The organism is Glaciihabitans sp. UYNi722, assembly GCF_040549465.1.
In the GTDB taxonomy this organism is placed as follows: domain Bacteria; phylum Actinomycetota; class Actinomycetes; order Actinomycetales; family Microbacteriaceae; genus Lacisediminihabitans.
Map to the genome: position 1 here is coordinate 56926 of NZ_JBEPTL010000010.1, position 25727 is coordinate 82652.

Genomic DNA, 25727 nt, shown 5'->3' on the forward strand with positions numbered 1-25727 from the left:
GCGCCACCCGCCTAGCGCTTGAACAGACTCTTGACACTATAACCACCGAGTGAACGCAGGGAGACCGCCGCCTTGATCCGCTCCCAGCGCGTGCGCCCCTCACGAAAGGACAGGCGCAGGTCGGTCACCGAGCGCCATACGGTGTCGGCTTCAGCCGCGTCGGGGGGTTGCGGCGAAAACGTCGCCCTGTCGGCCACAGCGGCGAGCACCAGGGGTTGGATGCCCCCCACCGTTGTCGCGACCTCGCTCCTGGTCGACGACTCCGGGGGTGTATAGCCGTGGTCGAGCGCGGCGTCTTCGAACTCCTGCCAGCCCCCGCGGATTCTCTGGATCGGGGTCGGAGCGCGCTTACGCAGTGAGCGTCGCCTGACCTTCGCGATGATGATCGCGATGAACGGCGAGAGCAGAATCGCGGCACCGAGCACCACCCAGCCGAGCACCTGGAGCACGGCGAGCAGGATTACCAGGATCGGGTTGGGATCGTTCGGTGGTTCTTGCGACGTGTCCTGTGGGGTTTGAGCATTGTTGGTCTTCGGTTCCTCCGGCGGAGGCTGCACGGGTGACTGCGGCCTGGCGATCGTCGAGGGGTCTTTCGGCTGCTCTTCCGGAATGATGCGCACCGGCGGTGTCGGGTCGATGGTGACCCAGCCGTATCGGGCGGTGTCGACCTCGATCCATGCCGATACGTCCGATCCGCGCACCTCGGTCGCGCCGCCGCTCGACGCGGCGGAGGGCGCGAAACCGAAGACCACCCGCGCGGGAAAGCCGAGCTGCCCGGCCATGAGTGCTGCCGTCACCGCGTATTGCTCCTGGTCGCCGATCATCCGCTGGGCGGTGAGCAGTTCGGTGATCCGGTCGGCGGCATGGCCGGAGCGGCTCGCCGGCTCATTCGGAGAGACGCCGTGGCTGATGTAGCCGTTCTCCTTCATCGCCGCAATCATCGCCACCAGCTTCGCTCCCGGTCCGACGGCGCCGCTCACCCAGTTATCGAGCGTCGAAGAGAGCTGGACCGGGAGCACGTCGACTCGCGGTACCTCCTCCGTTCCGGGTGTGAGCGAAGCGAGCTGTGCGTCATCCGGCTGACGGGGAATCACCGCGCTGATGCTGTATTTATCGCCAGTGGCGAGTTGGTGCACATCGGCCGCCGTGCCGCTGGTGTCGTTGTAGTAGAAACCGTCCCGCAGCGCCGTCGCGTCAGCACCGGAGAAATCGACGTTCTCGAACTTGCCGATCGTGGGCAGCCACACTCCGCTGTAGCCCTCGACGGTTACCCCGAGCGATACCTGCGTTCCTCGCACCACCGACTGATCGAAGGAATAGGGAACCCTGGTGAAGGAGCCCGATGCGCTCGCCACTGTGGCGCTGCCCACCGTGTAGGCGATGCCGTCATAGGTGTCGAGAGTGGCGACACGGATGCGACCACCAGCCGGCAGCCCCGTCACGCTGAGCATGACGCTGCTCGCGGCCGTCGGCTGCTCATAGCGTCGGAATCCGCTCAACGGACTCGGATAGTCGCGAGGGTCGAACGGCTGCTCGATCGCGGAACGCAGCACGGCACGACCGGCGGTCGGCGGCAGCGCAATAGTGGCTGCGACGGCGGCACCCCCGGCGATCGCCATGATGAGCGCGGCACCGAGCACGGTGCGAAAGCCGACGAAGCCGCGATCGGCCGTGGTCTCGAGTGGCTGGCCGGTGGCATCCGCAGCCTGGGCCGCGAGAAACCGGATCGCCTCCCTTCGCCGGTACCAGCGTCGCCAGATGAACCACACCAGCACCGCTCCGAGCAACCCGAGTGAGAGCTGCAACGGCCAGCTCGTCGACGCAGGACCGAGGATGTTCGCCGCCAGGAACAGCACGATGGGTGCGATCGCCCCCAGCTCCCCCCAGGTGGTGCGCAGGGCCACGGAGAGACCGACGACAGTGGTGGCGAGCACCAGAACGAAGGCCGGGACGAGCAGCGCCTGGTAGTCGCCGACCGGCAGGGTGATGGTCAGCAGTTGCTTCCAGCCGAGCGCGGTGCCGGTGACGAGGTCGGTGAAACCCTGCAGTGAGGGCAGCACGCCGTACAGGGCGGATGCCGGAACCGCCAGCGGCACCCCGAGCGCGAGGTAGGCCACCACCGAGACCAACACCATGACGAAGCTTGGCCAGCGGTAGAGAGCGCCGAGGATCGCGATCGCCGATCCAACCACCATGGTGACGGCGATGAGGACAACGAGCTGGGTGCTCTGGTAGATCGGCCAGAGCGCTGCCGATGCGATCGCCGTCGCCAACCACAGCATCGCCGTGTTGACCACGACGAAGCTGAGCGGGAGGCGGCGCCTTCTCATGCGGCTGCGGCCCTGGCGAGAGACTTCTGGAGGTCTTCGAGGTATCCGATGGTGAGCACGCTGAGCCCTGCGACGCGGCGGAGGCCGGGAATGACATCGGGGTCGCAGACCACGGCGACAACTTCGACCCCTGCCGGGAACTTGGTGGACGCCGCTCGGAGTTCTGCCGGTGTCGCGAGCGAGCCGCAGACGAGGAAGGCGACGGAGATGCCGACCACGTCATCCGCCGTCACGCGCGCGACATCCACGATGCCAAGGGCCGACTCCGCATGTTCGACGACGGCAAGGTCGTCGAGCAGTCGGCTCCTGGTGAGTGTGTTGAGGTGCCTGACCGCGAGCACCTTGTGCTTCGCGAACTCCGGGGTCTTCTCGCTGACCACGACGGCGACATTCCTGGCATCACGAATCGCGCGGGCGCCCAGCGACCCGGCGACGCTCACGGCCATCTCGAACTCCTCCTCCGTCGCGTAATTCGCCGTCGCGAGACTCAGGGCGATCACGAGGTGGCTCCGCCGGGTCTCTTCGAACTGGCGAACCATGTAGGTGCCGGTCTTGGCCGTCGATTTCCAGTGGATGTAGCGCCGCTCATCGCCCGGAACGTACTCGCGCAGCGCGTGAAACGACACGTCGCTGTTCGAGAGGTCGCGGGTGGGATTGCCCTCGAGGTCGCGGATGAATCCAGTGCTCGTGCTCGGAATGCCGATGGTGCGCGGGTGGATGAAGAGTTCGGATGTCCCTGTCCACACCAGTTCGCGGCGCACCAGCCCCACGGGGTCGGCCCTCACCGTGCGCACCGGCCCGATCGGCAGCACACCGCGGCGGGTGGTCGGAACGAGGAACTCATGCTCGAAGATGGCGTCCCGCCCCAGGCTCGGCATCGCCAACTCGGCAAGCCCCTTGCCGACGGGAACCTCGACTTTCACGCCGAGCAGTCGTCGCCTGGTCGGGTTGCTCACCCTGATGAACCCGACGGCCCGCTCACCGACGACCACCCGGCTGTGCGGCACGCTGAGGTCGATGGTGAAGGCGTTGCGTCCGACCAGGTAGATCGCGGCGACCACGATGAGCACGCTGCAGGCGAAGGCCACCGCAACCAGTTCCAGCCAGCCGAAACGATAGCCGAGCACGAAGGCGACGGGGACGACGACGAGCATGGTCCAGCCGAGCGGCGTGACCACCGCTGAGACGCGACGGAACCAGCGCGCGAGAATCCCACCGAGTACCTGCGAGGCGCGCACGATCGTGATGATCACATCGGCCATCGCCCCTGTGCGTTCACCGACGATCCGGGTTCGGGCGTTGGTCAGGCCGACCGAGGATGTCGCGTTGGTGGAGTCGAAGTGCGCTGACGACGTGGATGTCGCCGACCGCACCGATCGGCCGGCGCCCCTCGTCGATTCGACGCGATTGCTCACACCGCTTGCCTGTCGCTCGGTGGCGGGGTCTCGATCAGGATCTGGCTGATCACGCTGGACGCCGTCACGCCGTCGAACTCCGCCTCGGGGTCGAGCACGAGGCGATGGGCGAGCACCGGTTCGGCCAGAGCCTTCACGTCATCCGGAATCACGTAGTGCCGTCCATTTGCCGCGGCGAGCGTCTTGGCGGTGCGGATGAGCGCGAGAGCTCCGCGAACGCTGGCGCCGAGGCGTACCTCTGTCGCCGACCGCGTCGCCTCGATGAGTCGGGAAACATAATCGTTGATGGATGGGTCGACGTGCACGGTACGTGCGAGCGATCCCATTTCGATGATGACCTCTGCGGTGGCGATCGGCGGGAGGGTCACGTCGTGGGCCTTGATGCCCGCACCCTCCAGGATGCGCACCGTCGACGCGTGATCGGGGTAGCCGATCGAGGCCTTCATAATGAAGCGGTCGAGCTGGGCCTCAGGCAGGCGATAGGTTCCCGCCTGTTCGATCGGGTTCTGGGTTGCGATGACCATGAACGGCGCACCGACGTCGTGGCTCACGCCGTCGACGGTGACCCGGCCCTCCTCCATCACCTCGAGGAGTGCCGCCTGGGTCTTCGGGCTCGCCCGGTTGATCTCGTCGGCCAGGACGATATTGGCGAAGATCGGCCCGCGGTGAAACTCGAACTCCCCTGCACCCTGGTCGTAGATGCTCACGCCGGTGATGTCGCCCGGCAGCAGGTCGGGGGTGAACTGCACCCGATTCGTCGATCCCCGCACGCTCTGCGCCATGGCGCGGGCGAGCGAGGTCTTGCCGGTGCCTGGGTAGTCCTCGAGTAGAAGGTGCCCCTCGCTGAGCAGGGCGGTGAACGAGAGCTTGATGACGAAGGTCTTTCCGAGAAGCACATGCTCAACGTTCGCCACCAGGCGGTTGAAGATATCGGAGAACCAGGTCGCCTGCTCGGGTGTCATCGTCATGCGGATGCCTCTCGTGTGGTTCGGTCCGTCCGCGCGCTACTGGACATTGCCGGCCTGATCGTACGTGATGTCATAACTCTTGCCGCCATTCGCGATGACCCTGATCCTCAGCTGCGGTGAGCCGGAAAGTGGCACCGCTGCATCGCAGGTCAGTGTGGCGTTCATGTCGAAGAAGGTCGGGTCGGAGCCACAGGAATACTGCACGTTCTCGTATCCGGCAGGCCGCTGCAGCCAGCTGAAGGTACCGTCGGCGTTCAGAACGTTGCCGGCTGAAACGAAACTCACGGTGCCAACGCGGGGGTTGACCGGCGTGCCGAGGGCGAAGGAGTTGGACCAGTTCGACTGGCAAATTTGGCCGGTGCCCGCATAACTGCGGCAGGCACGCACCTGCACCGAGACGTTGTGGCCGTACTGCTGACCGCCGCCGACCAGGAGATCGCCGAAAGCGACGGGACCGAACTCACTCGAGGGAACGCCGATGTAGCGGTAGTAGAAGCGGTAGTCGCCGGTCAGCGCCGTGCCACCGATCGAGGCGCCGGTGAAGGAGTAGTCGAAGGTCGAGCCGCCCCTCGTGGGACCTGCCGCGGTGATACCAGAGACGACGCCGGGGCTGGTATGGGCGGCGACGGCCGCACTCGCTCCACAGCCCTGGCTGTTCGTCGCGAATACCATCACCGAATAGCTCGCCTCATTGGAGAGCCCGGTGAAGGTCGCCTGGGTTGCCGTTCCTGTCGAGCGGATGACCGAACCTGGCGGGTTCATCGCCTCGCAGGCGGGGGCGGTTCCGGTATACGCGACGGCGGTGTATCCGCTGACCTGTCGTCCGTTGTCGGTGAAGACGCCTGCCCAGCTGACGTCGATGGTGCTGTCGGTCGCGGTGGCGGTCGGGGCGCCGCTGGCGATCGGCGGACCGGCCGGGATGCCGCTGGTCTCTGTCGAGTTCCACACGGCGAGCTGGGCAATGGCGGAGTTGCGCGCGCTCACCGACACCGCCACCTGTTGCCCGTTGCTGAGACCGTTCACGACGACGTCGCAGTTCGAGTTCGAGCAGCTGCTGGCCGCAACATCGGTGGTGACTGTGCCGGCGGTCACGCGATAGCTGGTGACCGGGCTGCCTCCGGATCCGGTGGTGACCGGATTCCAGCTGATCTCCAGGCCACCGTCCTTCGGGGCGGCGTTCACTCCGGTAGGAGCCGACGGAATGACGTCTGACCAGACCGTGGAACCCAACCCGGTCGGGGAAGACGAACCGAGCGCGTTCTTGGCGACCACGCGGATTCGAACCCCATTGTCCGGACCGTTGCCCGACGTGGCGATGTCGCAGATGGTTGCCGCGCACGAGACGGTGTTCAGTAACTCCAGCGATGGCGAGTAGACCAGCGCGTCGTATCCGGTGATCGGCGAGTTGTTCGATTGCCCCGGCGTCCACCGCACAGTCAGCGTCTTATTGCCGAATGATGCGAGCTGTACAGCCGTGACGGCAGCCGGTTTGTCCTGCACCGACACGGTGATCGCACCCCAGACATACCTGTTGGGGTCCCCGGTCGCATCAGCGACCTGATACTGCAGCGTGGTGTCGCCGGGCACGGCGGCGGACGACGCCGTCACTGTCAGGCGACGGTTGTCGGCACTCGGTGTGATCCCCAGCCCATCGGGCAAGCTGCTGCCGTCCAGTCCGCGAATCGCTACGACCCTGAGCGGCTTACCGGGGAAGGGATTCGTCGCCTCATCGTTGGCCAGCACGTCCACCGTGGTGGTCTGTCCGCGCGGGGCGAGAACCGAGTCCGCGGCGGGCCTTGCCAGCGGACGGCTGGAGGCGACGACGTTGAGTTGGATGCGCCCCGACTGCCCACTCGCCAGGGCGTCTTTCACTCCGAGAGTGATCGCTGACGTCGACCCCTTCTGGGCATTCTCATTCGCGCGCAGCGTGAGCGTCTGTCCGCTGACGCTGTAGGTGAAGTCCTGGGGAAGCGGCGTCAGCACGCTGTAGGCCAGTTCACCGATGTCTTTGAGGTAGGGGTAGTTCGTGAGCTTGACCAGGTCCAGCTCCTTGGACTGGCCAGGCTCGAAGTCGATCTGCCCTCCGACGAAGACCGGCGGCTGGTTCGCTCGCGCCGTGACGGTGATCGGCAGCACAAGTGTCGCCGTGCGACCGTTCGGATCGGTCGCCGAGGTGCCGTCCGTGACCTCGAAGGAGATGGATGCCGGGCCGAAGTACTTGTCGGCCGAGGTGAACCGGAGCGTGTGACTGTTGATCACGAGATCGTCGCCGTTGGAGTGCGTGGCCTGCACGTTGGCTGTTCCGGTCAGGCGCACGCTCTTGCCGCCGATCGCCACGACATAGTCGTCGAGATTGATCGTCAGTGCCGATTCGCTTGAAATCGTGAGAGGCGGCGCCTTCCGGTTGACCTGCGGGAGCGCGTCATCCAGCCCAGGAACCCAGACGAAAGCGTAGGAGACGATGCTGGCATCGTCGGGGTTCGCGACGGCGAAGGGGATGATCTGGCTCTTGTTCTCGATGGTGACATGGATGCGCTTGCCGCTGGTCACCGTCGCACTCGAACTGTAGCCGGGCAGCAGCGACACTTTCAGCGTGTTCACCTCGCCGTCGGCAAAGAAGACGTTCTTCAGCACGTTCACGTCCATGGAGTCGCGTCCGAGGATGTCGGTGAGGGTCAGCACCGTGTCGGTCACCACCGGATAAGCCCGTGGTGCGTCGGTGGCCACGACGACGGTGATGAAGTTGGAGCTGGTGCCGCCGAAGGAGTTCTCGATGGTGTAAACAAGCCCGTATCGACCAGGCTGGCGCGGCGGGGTGATCTTCACGAGATCGCCTTCGACCTTGGCGACGATGTCTTTCGAGTTCGGCTCCACTTTAGTGATCTTCAGCGTGCCGCCGTCGGGGTCGGAATCGTTGGCAAGCGGCTGTACGGAGACCGTTCCGCCCGGCCGCATCGTCACCTCGTCCTCGACAGCCACCGGGTTGCGCGCGCCGTCCATCTTCGGACTGATCCCGACCCTGATCGCACCGGTGGCGCGTGCGCCGAGACTGTCGATGACCGTGTAGGTAAAGCTGTCGGTTCCTGCGGAATATCCGCCGGCCTGGTAGTCGATGTAGTCGGGCCCGACATCGATGACTGAGCCTTTCTGCGGGTTTGTCGCCTGCCCGAGAAACTGCACGGAGTCGCCGTCCGGGTCGATGCCGGTCAGTGGGATGGGGATGCGCACCTTCTCGCCGGCCAGTACTCGCGCGATGACTGTCGTCGGCACCGGAGGATTGTTGGTCGCCTGCACGGCCTCGCGTACCGAGATCTTTACCTGGGCCTGGGCTGTCTGTCCGCTCGGATCGGAGATCGAGTAGATGGCGGTAAAGTCACCAGTCTTCTGCGGGGCGAGGTAGCGCAGCACGTTACCAGAGGTGAACAGAAGTCCGGAGTCGCCGCTGAGGGTCGTGGAGAGCAGCGGGTTCAGGGTGAGCGCTTCTCCATCCGGCTGCACGTCGTTGTCGAGTACCGGGATGTCGATGACGTCGCCGACGCGCACGGTCACCAGGTCGTCGTTCGCGATCGGCGGCTGGAGGCGTGCCGGCCGCGGAATCTCGATGACAGTGACGACACCTTCCGCCTGGGCTAAACCATTGCTGATGCGATAGTTGAAGCCGACCCCGCCAGGTGCCAGCGGCCCGGTGAGCGTCACCCTGATCGATCTCTGTTCGAGCGCCTCTGCCTGCACACCGGCATTGGTCGGCACGTTGTAGACACCTGTCAGGAGCAGCACCCCGCCGGCGGGATCGATGTCACTCGCCGCCACGTCGATGGTTTTACTGCTGAGCGATTGGACGTAGACAGTCTTCGGAATCGTGATCGGCCTGGTGTTCGCGTCCGGCGGCGCCGCGACATCGATACGCACAGTTCCCGTGGCGGTCTTGTCGCCGTCGGTCACCACGTAGTCGATGTAGTGCGTGCCGATCTGGTCGCTCAGGAAACGGAAGGTGCCCTTCTCAAGGCTGGCGGTGATCGTCACTCCCGTTTTGGCGGGCACACTGACCAGGCGGAGCGTTCCCGTGCCGCCACGCACATGATCGAGCGGGTTGAGGGTCTGGACCTGTCCGGCGTAGGCGAACGAAACGTAGGCCCCGGGAAAGATGGGCAGCTGCCCGCGAGCCTTCACCGTGACAGCGAGGCTGCCTGTGCCCTCAGCCCGGCCATCCGACATCACGACGGCCACCGATCGCAGGGCGCCCGGGCCACCGTTTTCGGTGAAGACGACATTGCCCTCTGGCCGGTAACTCACCGCGTCCGGCGCCGGTGTGGTCGCCGTCGCCAGATAGAAGGCGTCACCATCGGGATCGACCCAGTCGCTGGTGAGGGCTTCGGTGGTGACCCGACCGCCCTCGGTCACGCTCGCCTTGCTCTGCCGTACCTGCTGGGGTGGGGAGTTCTCGGATGGCAGGCGAACGGCCACGGTGACCGTCGCCTGTGCGGTGCCCCCTCGGCCGTCGGTGATCGAGTACCCGAACGAGACGGTACCCCGAGCGGAAGGGGTCAGTGTGAGCTGCACCTGCTGGCTGTTGTTGATGAGATCCAGGTGGCCGACGGTGGCATCGATCGCCGTGACGTCGGAGATGACCAGCACGTCGCCGTTCGGGTCGTAGTCGTTGAGAAGCAACGGAAGCACACTCGATCGACCGGGACGTGCACCGAAGGAGTCGTTTACCGCCACCGGCGGAAGCTGATTCTTCTCGTAGTTGGGGGGAGTGTCTTCGTTCTGTTGCACGACCTCCTGCTGCTTGTCGGGAACAGTGATCAGGTCCGACCAGTTGTCGATCAGTTCACCGTTCTGCTGCACCGCCCACGTACCGCCTCCGCGCGGATCGTTGAGTACCACCTGGTCGCCGTTCGCGACGAAGGCGAGGGCGGTAGCAGCGATCGGCATCGACCGGAGGGGAAGCTGGGCGGCGTCTGACGATCCGCACTTCCTCCAGGCCAACCCACCAGACCACGCCGCGAGTTCACAGCCACCGGTCACGACGGGTGCCGCGGCAGTACCGGCCTGCCCGGTGACCACTGACGTGACGGCGCCGCCGCCGACAGGAATGCGCAGGAGACCGCCCGCGTATCCGACCAGCACCGTGGTGCCATCAGTTGCCGCCTGTTGGAGCACCGGGTTGTCGGTCGTGGAGATACGGTCCCGGAGATCCGTTGTGCCGTTCTCGGTCAGGAGAGTGCGCCCGACCGAGTCGAGCAGCACCCAGTGGCCACCGATCGAGGTGATGGTGACCTTCGCTCCACTGCCGCCAATGCTCGCCTTACTGGTCTGTGCCACGGTGTCGGAGTGCGCCGCGTCGATGCGGTAGACCTGTTTGGTGTCAGACGAATAGACGAAGAGCATGCCGTCGGGGGTCATGCTGGCGACCGAACTCGCACCGAGGCTCAGCGTCGGCTGCGACTCCGCATGGAAATTGGTCAGTTCGGTGAGTGGCACGATCCAGAACTCGCCAGTGCCGCCGGAGCCGATGACGACGTTGTCGCCCGCGAGCGAGAGCAGCGGATCCTGCGGCGGAAGAGGCACGCTGTCGAGCACCTTCGAGGTCGCGGCATCCACAATATCGACCTTGCTGTTGCTGTGGTCGAAGAGCAGAACTGTCGAGCCACGCTGGATCACTTCGATGTTCGCACCGGTGGACGCCACGACGGTGTTGAGCTCGAGCACCTGGGTGTTGGCGCGGCCGATGACCTGGCTCGAGCCGTTCGCCACCCAGACGGAACCGTCATTGAGGTCCAGGCGCTGGGCGGTATAGCCGGTCGAGACGATGGCGACCGTCGCCACGAGGGCAGCAATCACAGAACCACTCGTCGCGGTTGCGACAAGTGATTTGTGAGCTGAGAGCCACTGTCTAATCACGGGTGATCATCACCCGCCAAAATCCACACACTTCTCGCCGCTTGCGTCACCGGTTTTTCCCTCGCGGTTGACAGTGACGGTGACGCACACGCGGTCGCCGACCTTCGCGTCGACACGATAGGCGGCGGCCTGCTGGATGCTCGAGCCGCCGGCACCGGTGGTGATCTGGTACGCGTCGCCGGTGGTGAGTCCCGGGTCGCTCCAGGTGAAGGTGACCGCATCCGAGGATGTCGTCGCCGAGATGTCGGTGACCGTGGGGATCGCGTCTGTGTTGGCCTTGATCAGCACGATGGTCGCGATGGCCCCGAGCCCGACCACGAGCACGGCGCCTACAACGAGCGCCAAGGAGAGCGTCCGCATCTTCCTGCTCTGGGCGATCGGCGAGGTGCCGCTGCTCTGTGGTCCGGCCGCACTCTGTCGCAGAACAGTGCCGACAGTCGAATAGCTGTCGGCCTGCACCCGTCTCCTCCGACGCTTTTTGGTCGGAACCGCAGCACCGGACACCGCGCGCACGCGAGTGCGATCCTCGAGATCGGAGACCGTCGCGAGAGCCCAGTCGTCCATGGCGACTTCGATGGGGGTCTGCGGAACGCCGAGCTCGGTCTCGACCGACTGGAATTCTCTCACCAATTCGAGGGCGCTGAGCGGTCTGGCCTCTGGCTTCCGGGACATCGCTCTCTGCAGCACGCGCTCCAGGGTCGGTGGCACGTCGGAGCGCCCGATCGGCTGCACCTTCGCGCGGTTGATACGAGAGATGAGGTCGGCCGATTTGTTCGACTCCCCCGGAACCTCGAACGGCGATCGACCGGCGAGGAGGGAGTAGACGGTGGCCGCCAGCGACCAGACCTCCGACTCGATACTCCCCGGAGTCTCGTCCATGAGTACCTCCGGAGCGGACCATGGGATGGAAAGGCCGACGGATTCCTGCGTGTCGGCCTCGCTCAGAGTCGAGGCGATACCGAAGTCGGAGAGCACGGGGTGACCGTAGGCGGTGAGCAGGATGTTCGACGGTTTGATATCCCGATGCAGCACGCCGGCGCGATGAGCTGTCTCAATGGCGCTGCCAATCTTCACGGCAATGCGCAGCACCTCCGGTACCGGAATCCGCTCCCGCCGGTATCGCTCGCTCAGCGAGGAAGAGCACAACTCCATCACCAGGTAGGGACGACCGTCGGATGACACGCTCGCCTGGTACACAGTGAGGATTGAGGGATGCGCGCTCAACTGGGCCATCAGGTTGGCCTCGGCCTGGAACATCTGGCGTACCTGGTCGTTGACGACCTCGCTCAGCATCACCTTGACCGCCACCTGTCGCCGCGGCATGTTCTGTTCGTAGAGGAACACGTCGGCAAATCCGCCGGAACCGAGGATGCGGATATTCGAGAATCCGGGCAGCACGGGAGGTTGCGACGGCAAACGTCGTGCCATAACGCCCCCTCTCCCTGCGGTTACCTGATCGGATCGGGCGCTCAGCAAGAGTGCCGCACCCGGTGTCCCATTGTAGGCATGCTCCCGCCAGCCCTCGGCTAACAAATCTGCTGATCACAGGCCTGTTTTTGACCCCCCTTCGGGGGGCACGGTCACTCCGAGGATGGGTTCTGTCCCCCTCGGGGGATGGTGTGATCGAGGTCGAACGCGCCGGTCGAATCGACGACATCGACAACGATCGTGGTGACGTTGTCCCTTCCGCCTGCCGCCAAGGCGGCATCCACGAGCGCCTGGGCCGTTTCGGACGGGGCGAGGCCCGCGGCCATATGCAGCCTGATCCGTTCTTTGTCGAGCTCCTTGGTAAGTCCGTCGGAGCAGAGCAGCAGCCGGAGTTCCTTGCGCACCGGAACCATCCAGTAGTCGGGCATCGGCTCAGCGTTGAAACCGACGGCCCTGGTGATCACATTGCTGTCGGGATGCGACTCCGCATCCTCCGCGCGGATCATGCCGGCGTCGACGAGTTCCTGCACGACAGAATGGTCGACGGACACCTGGGTCAGTTCGTTCTGTTCGAACATGTAGACGCGGGAGTCGCCGACGTTGAAGACCATCCAGTAAGGATCGCCACCCTGCAGAGTGAGCGCGGCACCGGCGACAGTCGTTCCCACCCCCAGCTCCTTCTCGTCGGCGGCGCGGCTAATGTCGATCGTCGCGGCGCGCAGTCCCTGCTCGACGGCATCCGCCTCGGTGAAGTCTGCAGAGATCACCTCGGCGAGACGGGTGACGACGGCTGCACTCGCGACATCGCCCGCGGAGTGCCCTCCCATGCCGTCGGCTACCGCGAAGATCGGCGCCTTCGCGACGAAGCTGTCCTCGTTGTGGCTGCGCTTGTGGCCGGTGTCGGTCGCCGCACCCCAGGCGAGCGAGATGACCGCATCAGGGCGTCCGGGAACAGAGATGATCTGTTCTGCGGCACTACTGCCAATCTGGGTCACGGGAGCCTTTCGCCGGGGTGGTCGGTCGTCAGGGATTCGACGACACTATGCGTGGAACGGGCAGTATCTCGAGGATATTGCCGTCACCAATATCCACTAGTGTGCCCGATGACACCACCACCGACTCGCCCTGCCGGAGTTTTTGTGTCGTCGCACCCGGGATCGTCACCAGCGTGCCGTTGGTCGATTTCAGGTCGGTGACCACCACGCTGTTACCGTGCTGTCGTAGCTCGAGATGGGTGCTGGACACCTCATGCAGAGGTGAGGAAACCCGAACCAGGCGCGGCGGCTTGCCTGTCGATATCCGCGGCGCGACGGGTTTTCGGCCGACGAGCGCAGGAGTGTCGAGCGAGACCGGCTCGTGCGTATTGATCCTGAAACGGTGGAATGTCTCGACAACCGGCGCGGGTGGGCGGGGCGGGGGAGTCGCGGTTCGCGGCGGCTCGACCCAACCCGACGGCGGCTCGACAAGGGCCGGAGGCTCCTGCAGCTCACGGAGGGCTTCGGCAGGCACGTCTGCAAATGGCCTGCGTTCACGAATAATGGTGTCGTCGGTGAGGATGCCCGGATCCACGATCGAAGGCAGTACAGGCCTGATGACGGTCTCTTCACCCTCAACCGGTTCCATGGGGACCATTGTCGACTATTCGCCGATGAAGCTCATGACGTGCTTCACCCGCGTGTAATCCTCGAAACCGTACGAGGAGAGATCCTTGCCGTAGCCGGAGTGTTTGAAACCGCCGTGCGGCATCTCGGCGACAAGGGGGATGTGCGTATTGATCCAGACGCAGCCAAAGTCGAGGCGCTTCGCCAGGCGCATCGCCCGGCCGTGGTTCTGCGTCCAGACGCTGGAGGAGAGACCGTATTGCACGCCGTTCGCCCATTCGAGCGCCTGGGCCTCGTCGGTGAACTTCTGCACGGTGATCACCGGACCGAAGATCTCGTTCTGGATCGCGTCATCCGTCTGCGTCAGGCCGCTGACGATCGTGGCCTCGTGGAAGTACCCCCTGTCACCCTGCCGGTGCCCGCCGAGCTCGATGTTCGCGTTGTCGGGCAGGCGATCAATGAATCCCTGCACCTGGGCGAGCTGGTTCACGTTGTTGACCGGGCCGAACAGGATGCCCGTCTCGCTCGGCGCACCGGTTCTGGCGTTGTCGCGGGCGTAGGCAGCAAGGGCCGCGACGAACTCGTCGTGGATGCCAGCCTGCACGAGTACGCGGGTAGCCGCAGTGCAGTCCTGGCCGGCGTTGAAGTAGCCGGCGATCGCGATGCCCTCGACCGCCGAGGGGATGTCCGCATCGTCGAAGACGATGACCGGCGCTTTGCCGCCCAGTTCGAGATGCACCCGTTTCAGGTCGCTCGCCGCGGACTTCGCCACCTCCATGCCGGCGCGCACGGATCCGGTGATCGACACCATCTGCGGAGTCTTGTGTTCGATCATCGCGCCACCGGTTGTTCGATCGCCGGTGATCACGTTGAGAACACCCTTCGGCAGGAACTCCGAAGCGACTTCGGCGAGAAAGAGGGTGGATGACGGCGTGGTATCGCTCGGCTTCAGCACTGTCGTGTTGCCCGCGGCGAGCGCCGGCGCGAATTTCCAGACCGCCATGTTGAGCGGGTAATTCCACGGCGTGACCTGGCCGATCACACCGATCGGCTCCCGCCTGATCTGCGAGGTGTGATCCTTCATGTACTCGCCGGATGCCATCCCACTCAGATGGCGCGCCTCGCCGGCGAAGAAACGGATCTGGTCGACGGAGAGCATGATCTCGTCGGCCACAAGGGATGCCCGCGGCTTTCCGGTGTCCTTCGACTCGAGGTCCGCAAACTCCTCAGCGCGAGCCTCCATCGCGTCGGCGATGCGGAACAGCGCGAGCTGGCGCTCCGCCGGGGTCGTGTCACCCCACTCTTCGAAGGCCGCCGCTGCCGCGCCGAATGCGGTATCGACATCCGCGGCACTGGAGACCGGCGAGGAGCCGTAGACCTCCTCGGTCGCCGGATCGATGAGGTCGAATGCCGCCTCCGATCGCGCCTCGACGTACTCGCCATTGATGAAGTTGCGGAGTTCAGCTGCGCTCATGCTCCCAACTTAGCCAGCATGCTGCGCCCGCACCAGTAATTGACACTACCGATTCCGTCGCGAAACACGCCGAGAGATGCGGATTCGCTTGTGACTCCCCCGCTGCACTGACAGAATCACGGTATGAGCGCGAATGCGAAGCCAGTGCAACTCGACGAAGTCTCGAAGGCGATCATCGAGCAGCTGCAGGCCGATGGTCGACGCAGCTATGCCGAGATCGGCAAGGCTGTGGGGCTCAGCGAGGCCGCCGTGCGCCAGCGGGTTCAGAAACTCACCGATTCAGGGGTGATGCAGGTCGTAGCGGTCACCGACCCCATGCAGCTCGGCTTCTACCGCCAGGCCATGATCGGCATCCGCGTGACAGGAGACACCACGACCGTCGCCGAGAAGCTCGGACGCATCCCCGCCGTCGACTACGTGGTTCTCACGGCCGGCAGTTTCGACATCCTGGCCGAGGTGGTCTGCGAGAACGACGAAGACCTGATCGACCTGCTCAACACAGAGATCCGCGGAATCCCGGGCGTTCAATCGACCGAGACTTTCGTCTACCTGAAACTGCAGAAGCAGTTCTACAACTGGGGAACGAGATAAATCATGACCATGCCAACCCCCGTCGACCTCGCCTCGGCCCGGTACGACGACGCAGACCTGCAGCAGAAGGCGAAAGACCACCTGTGGATGCACTTCGCCCGCCAGTCGTTGATGGAAGACGGCCACGGTGTGCCGATCATCGTCAAGGGTGACGGCCACCACATCTGGGACAGCGCGGGCAAGAAGTACTTCGACGGCCTGAGCGGCCTCTTCGTGGTGAATGCCGGCCACGGCCGCAGGCGTCTCGCCGAGGTCGCGGCGAAGCAGGCAGAAGAGCTGGCCTTCTTCCCCATCTGGTCCTACGCGCATCCGAACGCCATCGAACTCGCGGATCGCCTCGCCTCCTACGCGCCTGGCGACCTCAACCGCGTCTTCTTCTCCACCGGCGGCGGCGAAGCGGTGGAGACCGCCTTCAAGCTCGCCAAGTACTTCTGGAAGCTGCAGGGGCGACCGACGAAGCACAAGGTCATTTCGCGCGCCGTCGCCTACCACGGCACGCCACAGGGTGCACTGGCCATCACCGGCATCCCCGGTATGAAGGAGATGTTCGAGCCGGTGACTCCCGGCGGTTTCCGGGTGCCGAACACCAACTTCTACCGCGCGCCAGAGCACGCCGACGACCTCAACGCTTTCGGCCAGTGGGCCGCGAACCGCATCGAAGAGATGATCCTCTTCGAAGGCCCGGAGACCGTCGCCGCCGTCTTCCTCGAGCCGGTGCAGAACAGCGGCGGATGCTTCCCGCCGCCGCCCGGCTACTTCCAGCGGGTGCGCGAGATCTGCGACCAGTACGACGTGCTGCTCGTCGCCGACGAGGTCATCACCGGCTTCGGTCGGATCGGCGAGATGTTCGCCTCCACCACCTACGGCTTCCAGCCCGACATGATCACCTGCGCGAAGGGCATGACGAGCGGGTACTCCCCGATCGGCGCGACCATCGTCAGCGACAGGATCTACGAGCCCTTCAAGCACGGTCAGACCTCGTTCTATCACGGCTACACCTTCGGTGGGCATCCGGTGTCGTCGGCCGTCGCACTCGCTAACCTCGACATTTTCGAGGAGGAAAAGCTGCTCGAGAATGTGCGTGAGAACTCGCCGATCTTCCGCGCGACCCTGGAGAAACTGCTTGACCTGCCAATCGTCGGTGATGTGCGGGGCGACGGCTATTTCTTCGGCATCGAACTGGTCAAAGACAAGACGACGAAGGAGACCTTCGACGACGACGAGTCGGAACGCCTGCTGCGCGGCTTCATGTCGAAGGCACTGTTCGATGCCGGCCTGTACTGCCGGGCCGATGACCGCGGAGACCCCGTCGTACAGCTCGCTCCCCCGCTCACCGTCGGCCCGAAGGAGTTCGACGAGATCGAGGGCATCCTGCGCGGCGTGCTGACCGAGGCCTGGACGCGTCTCTAGCGCCCGCCGCCTGCCGCCCGAGGCCTGCCGTTGACCACTACCGTCGAAAATTCAGGACTTCGGTGCACATCCCGAGACGTGCGGACGGATTTTTGCCCTTCGACGTGCCGATCTCCTGAATTTCCGTCATGACGAACAGCTATCGTCACCTGAGTTTCTGGTTGGACGCCCTGGCGGCATCCGGCTCCGACGACCTGGTACGGCGTCCTGCGCTGCCCGGCGACAGCGAGGTGGATGTCGCGATCATCGGAGGCGGCCTCACCGGGCTGTGGACTGCCTACTACCTGGCGAAGGCCGATCCGACCCTCGCGATCGCGGTGATCGAGAAGCACATCGCCGGTTTCGGCGCGTCGGGGCGCAACGGCGGCTGGTGCTCGGCACTCTTTCCCGCGTCGACGGCCTCGCTGGAGCGACGTCACGGCCGGGACGCGGCCATTGCGATGCGTCGAGCGATGATCGCTACCGTCGACGAGGTTGGCGCAGTCGCTGCGACGGAGGGTATCGACTGCGATTTCGTGAAGGGTGGCACACTCAGTCTCGCCAGCGGAACCGTGCAACTGGATGCCGCGAAAGCCGAGGTCCAGGAGGCGGCACGCTACGGCGTCGACGCGATCACGCTCGTCGATGCGCCATCCGGAGCCGGCGGATCCGCCGCCGCCAGTTTCGACCCGGCCTGCGCTCGACTGCAGCCGGCCAGGCTGGTGCGTGGCCTCGCCCGCACCGTCGAGAATCTCGGGGCGACCATCTACGAGGGCACCGAGGTGCTCGACTGGGAACCGCATCGCGTCAGCACGACGAACGGGACGGTCACCGCCGGCACGATCGTCGTCGCGACCGAGGGCTACGGTGCGACACCGTCGAAAACCCACCGCTCCGTTCTCCCGCTGTACTCGCTGATGATCGCCACCGAACCGCTCAGCGACGAACTGTGGCAGGAGATTGGACTGGAGCACGGCCAGACCTTCACCGACTTCCGCCATCTGCTGGTCTACGGGCAGCGCACAGCCGACAATCGCTTCGCATTCGGCGGACGCGGCGCGCGCTACCACTGGGGCAGCAGCATCCGTTCGAATTACGACCGGGTACCGCGGGTCTTCGAACACCTTCGGCGAACACTCGGCGAGATCTTCCCCGCCGCGAAGGATGCCGCGATCACGCACCACTGGGGAGGCCCGCTCGGCGTGCCACGGGACTGGCACGCCACCGCCAGCTTCGACCCCGCGACGGGTATCGCCACCGCCGGCGGCTATGTCGGCGATGGGCTGAGCACCACCAATCTGGCCGGTCGCACCCTGCGCGACCTCATCCTGCGGCGCGACACGGAGCTCACCCGACTGCCGTGGGCGAATCACCGCTCACCGCGGTGGGAACCGGAACCTCTTCGCTTCCTCGGAGCGAACCTCGGCACGGTATCGATGGGTATCGCCGATGTCGAGGAGCGGCTGACCCGTCGCCCGTCACTCGCGGCCAAGGTCATGGGTCCGCTCACCGGCCACTAACCCCTGCCGATCGGGCAGATCGCATCACCCGAGTGCCAAATGAAGGCACTCTCGCCTGCTGCAGTATTCCGCGCCCCCGAAACACGGGGAGTCCGCTGCGAGAGTGCCTTCATTTGGCACAACACAGGCAGTGGCGCACCACCTGGTTAGACCTCTTCGTTGACCGGCGCCGCGAACTGGGCGTTGTAAAGGCGGTAGTAGGCGCCCTCCGCCGCCAACAACTCGCTGTGGGTGCCCTGCTCCACGATGTTGCCGGCCTCCATCACGAGAATGAGGTCGGCGTCACGAATCGTGGACAGACGGTGCGCGATCACGAAACTGGTCCGGTCACTGCGTAGCGCCTTCATGGCCTTCTGCACCAGCACCTCGGTGCGGGTGTCCACCGAGCTGGTCGCCTCGTCCAGGATCAGCACGCTCGGTCGAGCGAGGAAGGCCCGCGCGATCGTCAGTAGCTGCTTCTCCCCCGCACTCACGTTCGAGGCCTCATCGTCCAGCACCGTGTCGTAGCCGTCGGGCAGCGAGTGCACGAAGCGGTCGACATAGGTGGACTGCGCTGCCTCGAAGATCTCCTCCTCCGTGGCATCCGGTCGTCCGTAGGCGATGTTGTCCCTGATGGTCCCACCGAACAGCCAGGTGTCCTGCAGGACCATGCCCATGCGTGAGCGCAGGTCGTCCCGCGTCATGGTGGAGGTATCGACACCGTCGAGAGTGATCCTCCCGCCGTCCAGCTCGTAGAACCGCATCATGAGGTTGACCAGTGTGGTCTTGCCCGCACCGGTCGGACCGACGATCGCGACCGTCTGGCCGGGTTCTGCCACCAGGGAGAGACCGTCGATCAGCGGCCTGTCTTCCGTGTAACGGAAAGACACATCCTCGAAGGCCAGTCGTCCACGGGTCGCGGTGCCCGGCGTCGCGGCAGGCGACGGATCCGTCGACTGCTCGTCGGCATCCAGCAGCTCGAACACGCGCTCTGCCGAGGCCACGCCCGACTGCAGCAGGTTGGCCATCGACCCGAGCTGGGTCAGCGGCTGGGTGAACTGGCGCGAATACTGGATGAAGGCCGTCACGTCGCCGAGGCGCATGCTGCCGGATGCCACCAGCAGCCCGCCGACGACGGCGATCACCACGTAGATGAGGTTTCCGACGAACATCATGGCCGGCATGATGATGCCGCTCACGAACTGGGCGCCGAAGCTCGCGGCGTAGAGCTCCTCGTTCTTCTCGCGGAACTTCTCCTCCACCTCGCGCTGGCGACCGAAGACCTTGACCAGGGCGTGACCGGTGAAGGTCTCCTCGATCTGGCCGTTCAGTTCTCCGGTGTGCTTCCACTGGGCGACGAACATCTTCTGCGAACGCTTGGCGATCACCGTGGTGATGCCGATGGTGAGCGGGATCGTCACCAGGGCGATCAGCGCGAGCAACGGCGAGAGGAGGAACATCATCACGATCACACCGACGACCGTGAGCAGGGAGGTGAGCAGCTGGCTCATCGTCTGCTGGAGGCTCTGCGAGATGTTGTCGATGTCGTTCGTCACACGACTGAGCAGTTCGCCGCGCTGCATCCTGTCGAAGTAGCTGAGCGGAAGGCGATTGACCTTCCCTTCGACCTCGGTGCGCAGGCGATAGACGGTGCGCTGGGTCACCCCGTTGAGCACGAGTCCCTGCAGATAGCCGAACACGGAGGACAGGATGTACAGCGCAAGCACCCAGATCAGCACCGCGCCGACAGCGGTGAAGTCGATACCCACGCCGGGGTGCAGATTCATGCCACTGAGCAGGTCGGCCTGCGAGTCGTCGCCTTTGGCCCGAAGCCCCGCAATGACCTGCGCCTTCGTGGCACCGGTTGGCAGTTTTGCCGAGATGAAGCCCTCGAACACCAGGTTGATCGCGTTGCCGAGCAGGCGCGGACCGAGCACTGTCATGGTCACGCTCACGACGGTGAGCATGGTCACCAACGCAATGCGGGCACGCTCCGGCCGCAGCCGACCGAGCAGACGTTTGGCCGACGGACCGAAGTTCATCGACTTCTCTGCGGGCATTCCTGCGCCACCGAATGGTCCGCCGCCGCCTGGACCGCGTCGCATCGGCGGTCTAGCCGTCTCCGTGGCCTCCTCGTTGTCGCTCATACTGCCTCCTCCGCGGTGAGCTGCGATTCGACGATCTCGATATAGGTCGGCGAGCTCTCGAGTAGCTGTTCATGGGTGCCCTGACCGACGATCCTGCCGTCCTCGAGCACGATGATCTGGTCGGCATCGATGATCATCGAGATGCGCTGGGCGACGATGATCATCGTCGCCTCTGAGACGTTACGCTTCAGGGCGAACCTGAGGCGGGCATCCGTGGCGAGGTCGAGCGCCGAAAATGAGTCGTCGAAAACGTAGATCTCCGGCCGCTTGACCAGAGCCCTCGCGATAGCGAGTCGCTGGCGCTGACCGCCGGAGACGTTGGTACCGCCTTGCGCGATTGGGGCATCGAGTCCCTCGGCCATCTCGGAGACGAAGTCTTTTGCCTGCGCGGTCTCCAGGGCCGCCCAGAGCTCTCCATCGGTCGCATCCGTCTTTCCGTAACGAAGGTTGCTGGCGATCGTGCCGGAGAACAGGTAGGGCTTCTGCGGCACGAGGCCGATCCTGCTCCAGAGCAGGTCAGGATCGATCTGCTTTACGTCCACGCCGTCGACCCTCACCGAACCAGATGTCGCATCGAAGAGCCTGGGCAGCAGGTTGACCAGCGTGGTTTTGCCGGCGCCCGTGCTGCCGATGATGGCCGTGGTCTTGCCAGCGGGAACCGTGAAGTTCAGGTCGCTGAGCACCGGCTGTTCCGCGCCGGGATAGGCGAACCCGACCTCGGCGAAACTGATCGTGCCGGCCTCGGCGAGCGTCGTCACCGGCTGTGACGACGTGCGAACAGTCGACTCGGTGTCGAGCACTTCGCTGATGCGGTCGGCGCTCACCGATGCCCGAGGAATCATGATCGCCATGAAGGTGGCCATCATCACGGCCATCAGGATCTGCATGAGGTAGGAGAGAAAGGCCGTGAGTGTGCCGACCTCCATCGAGCCGTCCTGGATACGGAACGAACCGAACCAGATGACCGCGACGCTCGACACGTTCAGCACCAGCATGACGATCGGGAACATCAGGGCGGTGAGGCGTCCGACGTTGAATGCTGTGCGCGTGACCTCGTCATTGGCCGTGCGGAACCTGTCGACCTCGACATCCTCACGAACGAAGGCGCGCACGACACGGATGCCGGTGAGCTGCTCCCTGAGGATGCGGTTGATGTTGTCGATGCGCTTCTGCATCAGGCGGAACTGCGGAACCATCCGTGAGATGACCAGTCCGATCAGGATGATGAGCAACGGAACGCTGACCGCCATCAGCCATGAGAGCTGCAGGTCCTGCTGCAGGGCGAGGATGATTCCACCGATGGCGAGGATCGGCGCCGACACCAGCATCGTGCAGGTCATCAGCACCAGCATCTGCACCTGCTGCACGTCGTTCGTGGAGCGGGTGATGAGCGACGGTGCGCCGAAGTGGGTGACCTCCCGCTCGGAGAAGCCGCCGACGCGCTGGAATACCGCCGCGCGCAGGTCACGACCGACGGCCATGGCAACCTTTGCACCGAAATAGACGGCGGTAATCGCACAGGCGACCTGCAGGAGCGTGACGCCGAGCATTACCGCGCCGGTGTTCAGGATGTATCCGGTGTCGCCCTTGGCGACGCCCGTGTCGATGATGTCGGCGTTGAGCGTGGGCAGGATCAACGAGGCGATCGATTGCAGCAACTGGAACACGATCACCGCCACCAGGAGGCGGAGATGTGGTCGGAGGTACCGACGAAGAATTCTAAGAAGCATGGATTTCCTGTTGTTCGCTGGTTGCGTGGCTGGGTTGCCCCGCGATTCCGTTCATGATGAGTGAGGTGAGGGCTGGGGGATCGAATTCAGTTCCGACGTTGAACTGGGGTATCGACGAGGCGAATGAAATCAATCGGATGTAGTGCGCGACGCGTTCCGGCGGAAGATTCAGTTCGACCAGGTCGGGTTCGAGAATTCTGGCGATGGTCTCGGCGAACTCGATGCGCCGGTTGGCCACGGGCGGTCTGCCCACCTCGCCGAGCACCGACATGAACCCGATGACTTGTTCGAATCGGTCCCGCATCAATTCGATGACGCGACACACCTTGTCGGCCAATGGCATGTCCGGCGAGATGTCTGCGAGCCCGCGTTCCAGTGGCGCCGGATCCAGGTGTCTGACGATCGCGGCCTGTATCAGGCTCTCCTTGTCGCCGAAGGCACGAAAGATCGTGCCCTCCGCGATTCCAGCTTCGTCGGCGATCTGACGTGTTGTGACTGACCGGCCGTTTTCGATGAGAAGGGGGATAGCCGCGTCGATGATCATCGCGCGCCGGTCATCCACCGAAAGCGGGCTTGCGCGCTGTGCTTTCTCGACCATGGCCTCACCGTAGCGGAGTGAGCGCTCACTCACAAGTTCTCATGCGGACGAATGTAGTGGACGACCGCTAGCGTTGGGAAATCACGAGAAGACGGAGACACCGATGTCAAGAGCGGTCCGATACACGAGCAATGGCGGCCCCGAAGTGCTCGAGATCGTCGACGTATCAGAGCCGCACGCCGCGCCCGGCCAGGTACGGGTCGCTGTTCGTGCGGCAGGGCTCAACCCCTTCGACTTCAAAGTGCGCAGCGATCCCGACTACATGCCGAACCATAAGCTGCCGAGCGGACAGGGCGCGGAGTTCGCCGGCGTCGTCGACGAGGTCGGCGAGGATGTCACCGACGTGGGTATCGGCGACGAAGTACTCGGCTGGGCCGGCTTCGCCGCACAGGCGGATTATGTCGTCGTGCGATCCACCCATGTTGCGCCCAAGCCGGCCACGCTGGATTGGCCGACTGCCGGGGCCATCGGGCTCGTCGGCAACACCGCGAAGCGGGCGACGGATGCCGTCGCGCCCGGCCCACACGACACCGTGCTGGTCGGCGGTGCCGCCGGCGGCGTCGGGCTGTTCAGCGCGCAACTCGCCATCCGCGCGGGCGCGACAGTGGTCGGCACCGCGAGTGAGAGCAACCACGGATTCCTGCGCACTCTCGGAGTCGTACCGGTGACCTACGGACCGGGGTTGGTCGAGCGTGTTCGCGAGGCCGCGCCACAGGGCATCACCGCGGTCATCGATACGGTTGGCCGCGAGACGATCGAGGCGGGACTCGAGCTGGGCGTGGCACCAGAGCGCATCAACACCATCGTTTATTACGCCGGCGTTGAGGAATACGGCATCCAGGCAGTCGGCGGTGGTGCGAAGAACACCCAGGAGCTGGCCGAACTCGCCCGCTGGGTGGCAGACGGCGATATCGTGATGCCGATCGCGGCCACCTATCCGCTAGCCGAAGTGCGCGAGGCCTACGAACGTCTCGAATCGCGCCATCTGCTCGGCAAGATCGTACTGCTGCTGCCCTGACAGGCCGGCTCGAGTCAGCTCGGGTCGGTGAAAATCTCGGAGATCTCCGCGACATCCGCTTCACTCGGCGACCACTCGGCAGCAGCCGCCACGTTCTGCACGATCTGTTCCGGCTTGGTCGCGCCGGCGATGACACTGGTGAGTCCCGGCTGGGCCAGCAGCCAGGCGAAGGTCGCGGCGAGCATGCTCACTCCGCGCGCGGAGCAGAACGCCTCGTATCTCTCCATGGTGTCCCATGGTGCGCCGTCGAGCAGGTGGCGTCGCTGCGAGATGATGCGGCTGTCGGCTGGGCCGCCGGAGCGGCTGAACTTGCCGGTGAACAGGCCGTTGTAGAGCGGAAAGAAGGGCAGGAAGCCGAGACCGTACTCGACAACGGCGGGGAGCACCTCGGCTTCGACGCTCCGCTCGAGCAGCGAATACTCATTCTGAGCGGAGATGAATTTCGGATGTCTGCCGAGCATGGCCGTGTACTCGGCGTCGGCGACCTGCCATCCGCTCAGGTTCGAGTGCCCGATATAGCGCACCTTGCCCTCGGTGATCAGGTCGTCAAGCACGGCGAGCGTCTCCTCGATCGGCGTGTTCTCGTCGGGACGATGCAGTTGGTACAGGTCGATCCAGTCGGTCTGCAGCCGACGCAGGGATGCTTCGACCGCCAGTCGCACATAACGTCGTGACGCCCTTGCACCCCAGTCCGGCCCGTTCTTGCCTGCCATGTCCATACCGAACTTGGTCGCCAGCACGATGTCGCTTCGCCGGCCCTTCAACGAGTTGCCCATCAGGGTCTCGCTGAGTCCGCGCTCGGCACCATAGATATCAGCGGTGTCGAACAGCGTCACACCCGCATCGATAGCGGCGTGGATGACGGCATCGGTTCCCGCCTGCGATTCGGTGGCAGTTCCCGCGCGACCGAAGTTGTTGCAGCCGAGTCCTACAGTCGAAACGACGAGTCCTGACCGACCGAGAGTGCGATATTCGATTGCTGACATAGCTCAAGCCTAGGCCGCGCGCTCGGGGCTCTACTCCGTCACAATGCGTACGAAGGCCACCTGTCCCCGATGTCCGAAAGACGCCAGATCACCGTCGGATGCCGCGGCTAAAGTCAAGCCATGACCCTTCGAATCTCCACCATCCCCGACCCGGCCTTCCTCCGCAGGGTCGACAGCCCTCTCGGTCGCCTCGAACTCACCGGCGACGGTGAAGCCGTTACCTCGCTCACCATTGAGCGTGCCGGCCATCTTCCCCATGAGACCCTCGATGAACACAGCGATCGGGTGCTCGACCGCGCAGCGGAGCAACTCGGCGAATACTTCGCGGGCAACCGCCGCGACTTCGACATTCCGGTCAAGGTCGGCGGCACCGAGTTCCAACGATCGGTCTGGGAGAAACTCAGCGAGTTGGATTTTGGCGAGGTGATCTCCTATGGCGAACTCGGCCTCTCTACGGGTCGGTCCACGGCCGGCCGTGCCGTCGGCGGCGCCGTCGGGGCCAACCCCGTTCCGATCATCGTGCCGTGCCACCGGGTACTGGCCTCGAACAACAGGATCACCGGCTACAGCGCCGGGAACGGCATCCCCACCAAGGTCTGGCTGCTCGATCACGAGGGCATCGAACACAGGGTGTGATGGCGGCCCGCTT

At 64.7% G+C, this 25727-nt stretch carries 17 protein-coding genes; 5 read left to right on the forward strand and 12 right to left on the reverse strand.

The window, feature by feature from the left end; genetic code table 11:
• Window positions 1-11: 11 nt before the first annotated feature.
• From ABIB56_RS09290 to ABIB56_RS09325, 8 genes are all read right to left on the reverse strand, one after another.
• Window positions 12-2330, reverse strand: coding sequence for a transglutaminase domain-containing protein (locus tag ABIB56_RS09290; RefSeq protein ID WP_354568920.1), 2319 nt, complete (start codon window positions 2328-2330; stop codon window positions 12-14).
• Window positions 2327-3745 carry a DUF58 domain-containing protein gene (locus ABIB56_RS09295; protein WP_354568921.1) on the reverse strand — a complete coding sequence of 473 codons (1419 nt, stop codon included), beginning with the start codon at window positions 3743-3745 and terminating at the stop codon, window positions 2327-2329. The genes ABIB56_RS09290 and ABIB56_RS09295 overlap by 4 nt, the downstream gene beginning before the upstream one ends.
• A complete protein-coding gene (locus ABIB56_RS09300; RefSeq protein WP_354568922.1) occupies window positions 3742-4713 on the reverse strand; it encodes an AAA family ATPase in 972 nt (323 codons plus the stop codon). Before ABIB56_RS09300 ends, ABIB56_RS09295 begins: the two co-directional genes overlap by 4 nt.
• Window positions 4714-4749: 36 nt before the next feature.
• On the reverse strand, window positions 4750-10557 hold the full coding sequence (locus ABIB56_RS09305) for an Ig-like domain-containing protein (RefSeq protein ID WP_354568923.1): 5808 nt from the start codon (window positions 10555-10557) through the stop codon (window positions 4750-4752).
• A 69-nt stretch (window positions 10558-10626) separates the two neighbouring features.
• Entirely contained in the window at window positions 10627-12045 is a 1419-nt protein-coding gene (locus tag ABIB56_RS09310; protein WP_354568924.1) for a serine/threonine-protein kinase, read from the reverse strand.
• Window positions 12046-12197: 152 nt separating this feature from the next.
• On the reverse strand, window positions 12198-13040 hold the full coding sequence (locus tag ABIB56_RS09315) for a PP2C family protein-serine/threonine phosphatase (RefSeq protein WP_354568925.1): 843 nt from the start codon (window positions 13038-13040) through the stop codon (window positions 12198-12200).
• A 28-nt stretch (window positions 13041-13068) separates the two neighbouring features.
• On the reverse strand, window positions 13069-13668 hold the full coding sequence (locus ABIB56_RS09320; protein WP_354568926.1) for an FHA domain-containing protein: 600 nt from the start codon (window positions 13666-13668) through the stop codon (window positions 13069-13071).
• 15 nt (window positions 13669-13683) lie between these two features.
• The gene (locus tag ABIB56_RS09325) at window positions 13684-15120 is read right to left on the reverse strand and encodes an aminobutyraldehyde dehydrogenase (protein ID WP_354568927.1); all 1437 of its coding nucleotides are present in this window, start codon (window positions 15118-15120) and stop codon (window positions 13684-13686) included.
• A 123-nt stretch (window positions 15121-15243) separates the two neighbouring features.
• Between ABIB56_RS09325 and ABIB56_RS09330 the strand changes: the two genes are divergently transcribed.
• The 3 genes from ABIB56_RS09330 (at window position 15244) to ABIB56_RS09340 (ending at window position 18620) form a co-directional block, all read left to right on the forward strand.
• Window positions 15244-15711 carry an Lrp/AsnC family transcriptional regulator gene (locus tag ABIB56_RS09330; RefSeq protein WP_354568928.1) on the forward strand — a complete coding sequence of 156 codons (468 nt, stop codon included), beginning with the start codon at window positions 15244-15246 and terminating at the stop codon, window positions 15709-15711.
• A 3-nt stretch (window positions 15712-15714) separates the two neighbouring features.
• The gene (locus ABIB56_RS09335; RefSeq protein ID WP_354568929.1) at window positions 15715-17121 is read left to right on the forward strand and encodes an aspartate aminotransferase family protein; all 1407 of its coding nucleotides are present in this window, start codon (window positions 15715-15717) and stop codon (window positions 17119-17121) included.
• Between the two features lie 128 nt (window positions 17122-17249).
• Window positions 17250-18620, forward strand: coding sequence for an NAD(P)/FAD-dependent oxidoreductase (locus ABIB56_RS09340; RefSeq protein WP_354568930.1), 1371 nt, complete (start codon window positions 17250-17252; stop codon window positions 18618-18620).
• Between the two features lie 146 nt (window positions 18621-18766).
• Here the strand turns inward: ABIB56_RS09340 and ABIB56_RS09345 are convergent, their stop codons facing one another.
• Genes ABIB56_RS09345 through ABIB56_RS09355 form a run of 3 tightly spaced genes read right to left on the reverse strand, consistent with a single transcriptional unit; the run spans window position 18767 to window position 23074 of the window.
• Window positions 18767-20746, reverse strand: a complete 1980-nt coding sequence (locus ABIB56_RS09345; RefSeq protein ID WP_354568931.1) for an ABC transporter ATP-binding protein — start codon at window positions 20744-20746, stop codon at window positions 18767-18769.
• Window positions 20743-22476, reverse strand: coding sequence for an ABC transporter ATP-binding protein (locus ABIB56_RS09350; protein WP_354568932.1), 1734 nt, complete (start codon window positions 22474-22476; stop codon window positions 20743-20745). The genes ABIB56_RS09345 and ABIB56_RS09350 overlap by 4 nt, the downstream gene beginning before the upstream one ends.
• Window positions 22466-23074: a TetR/AcrR family transcriptional regulator gene (locus ABIB56_RS09355; RefSeq protein ID WP_354568933.1), complete on the reverse strand. Its 609-nt coding sequence runs from the start codon at window positions 23072-23074 to the stop codon at window positions 22466-22468. The genes ABIB56_RS09350 and ABIB56_RS09355 overlap by 11 nt, the downstream gene beginning before the upstream one ends.
• A gap of 103 nt (window positions 23075-23177) precedes the next feature.
• On the opposite strand from ABIB56_RS09355, the gene ABIB56_RS09360 reads away from it, so the two are divergent.
• Window positions 23178-24092, forward strand: a complete 915-nt coding sequence (locus ABIB56_RS09360; protein ID WP_354568934.1) for an NADP-dependent oxidoreductase — start codon at window positions 23178-23180, stop codon at window positions 24090-24092.
• Window positions 24093-24106: 14 nt separating this feature from the next.
• Here ABIB56_RS09360 and ABIB56_RS09365 read toward each other — a convergent pair whose 3' ends face one another.
• Window positions 24107-25078: an aldo/keto reductase gene (locus tag ABIB56_RS09365; protein WP_354568935.1), complete on the reverse strand. Its 972-nt coding sequence runs from the start codon at window positions 25076-25078 to the stop codon at window positions 24107-24109.
• A gap of 120 nt (window positions 25079-25198) precedes the next feature.
• Between ABIB56_RS09365 and ABIB56_RS09370 the strand changes: the two genes are divergently transcribed.
• On the forward strand, window positions 25199-25714 hold the full coding sequence (locus tag ABIB56_RS09370) for a methylated-DNA--[protein]-cysteine S-methyltransferase (RefSeq protein ID WP_354568936.1): 516 nt from the start codon (window positions 25199-25201) through the stop codon (window positions 25712-25714).
• The last annotated feature ends 13 nt before the right edge of the window (window positions 25715-25727 follow it).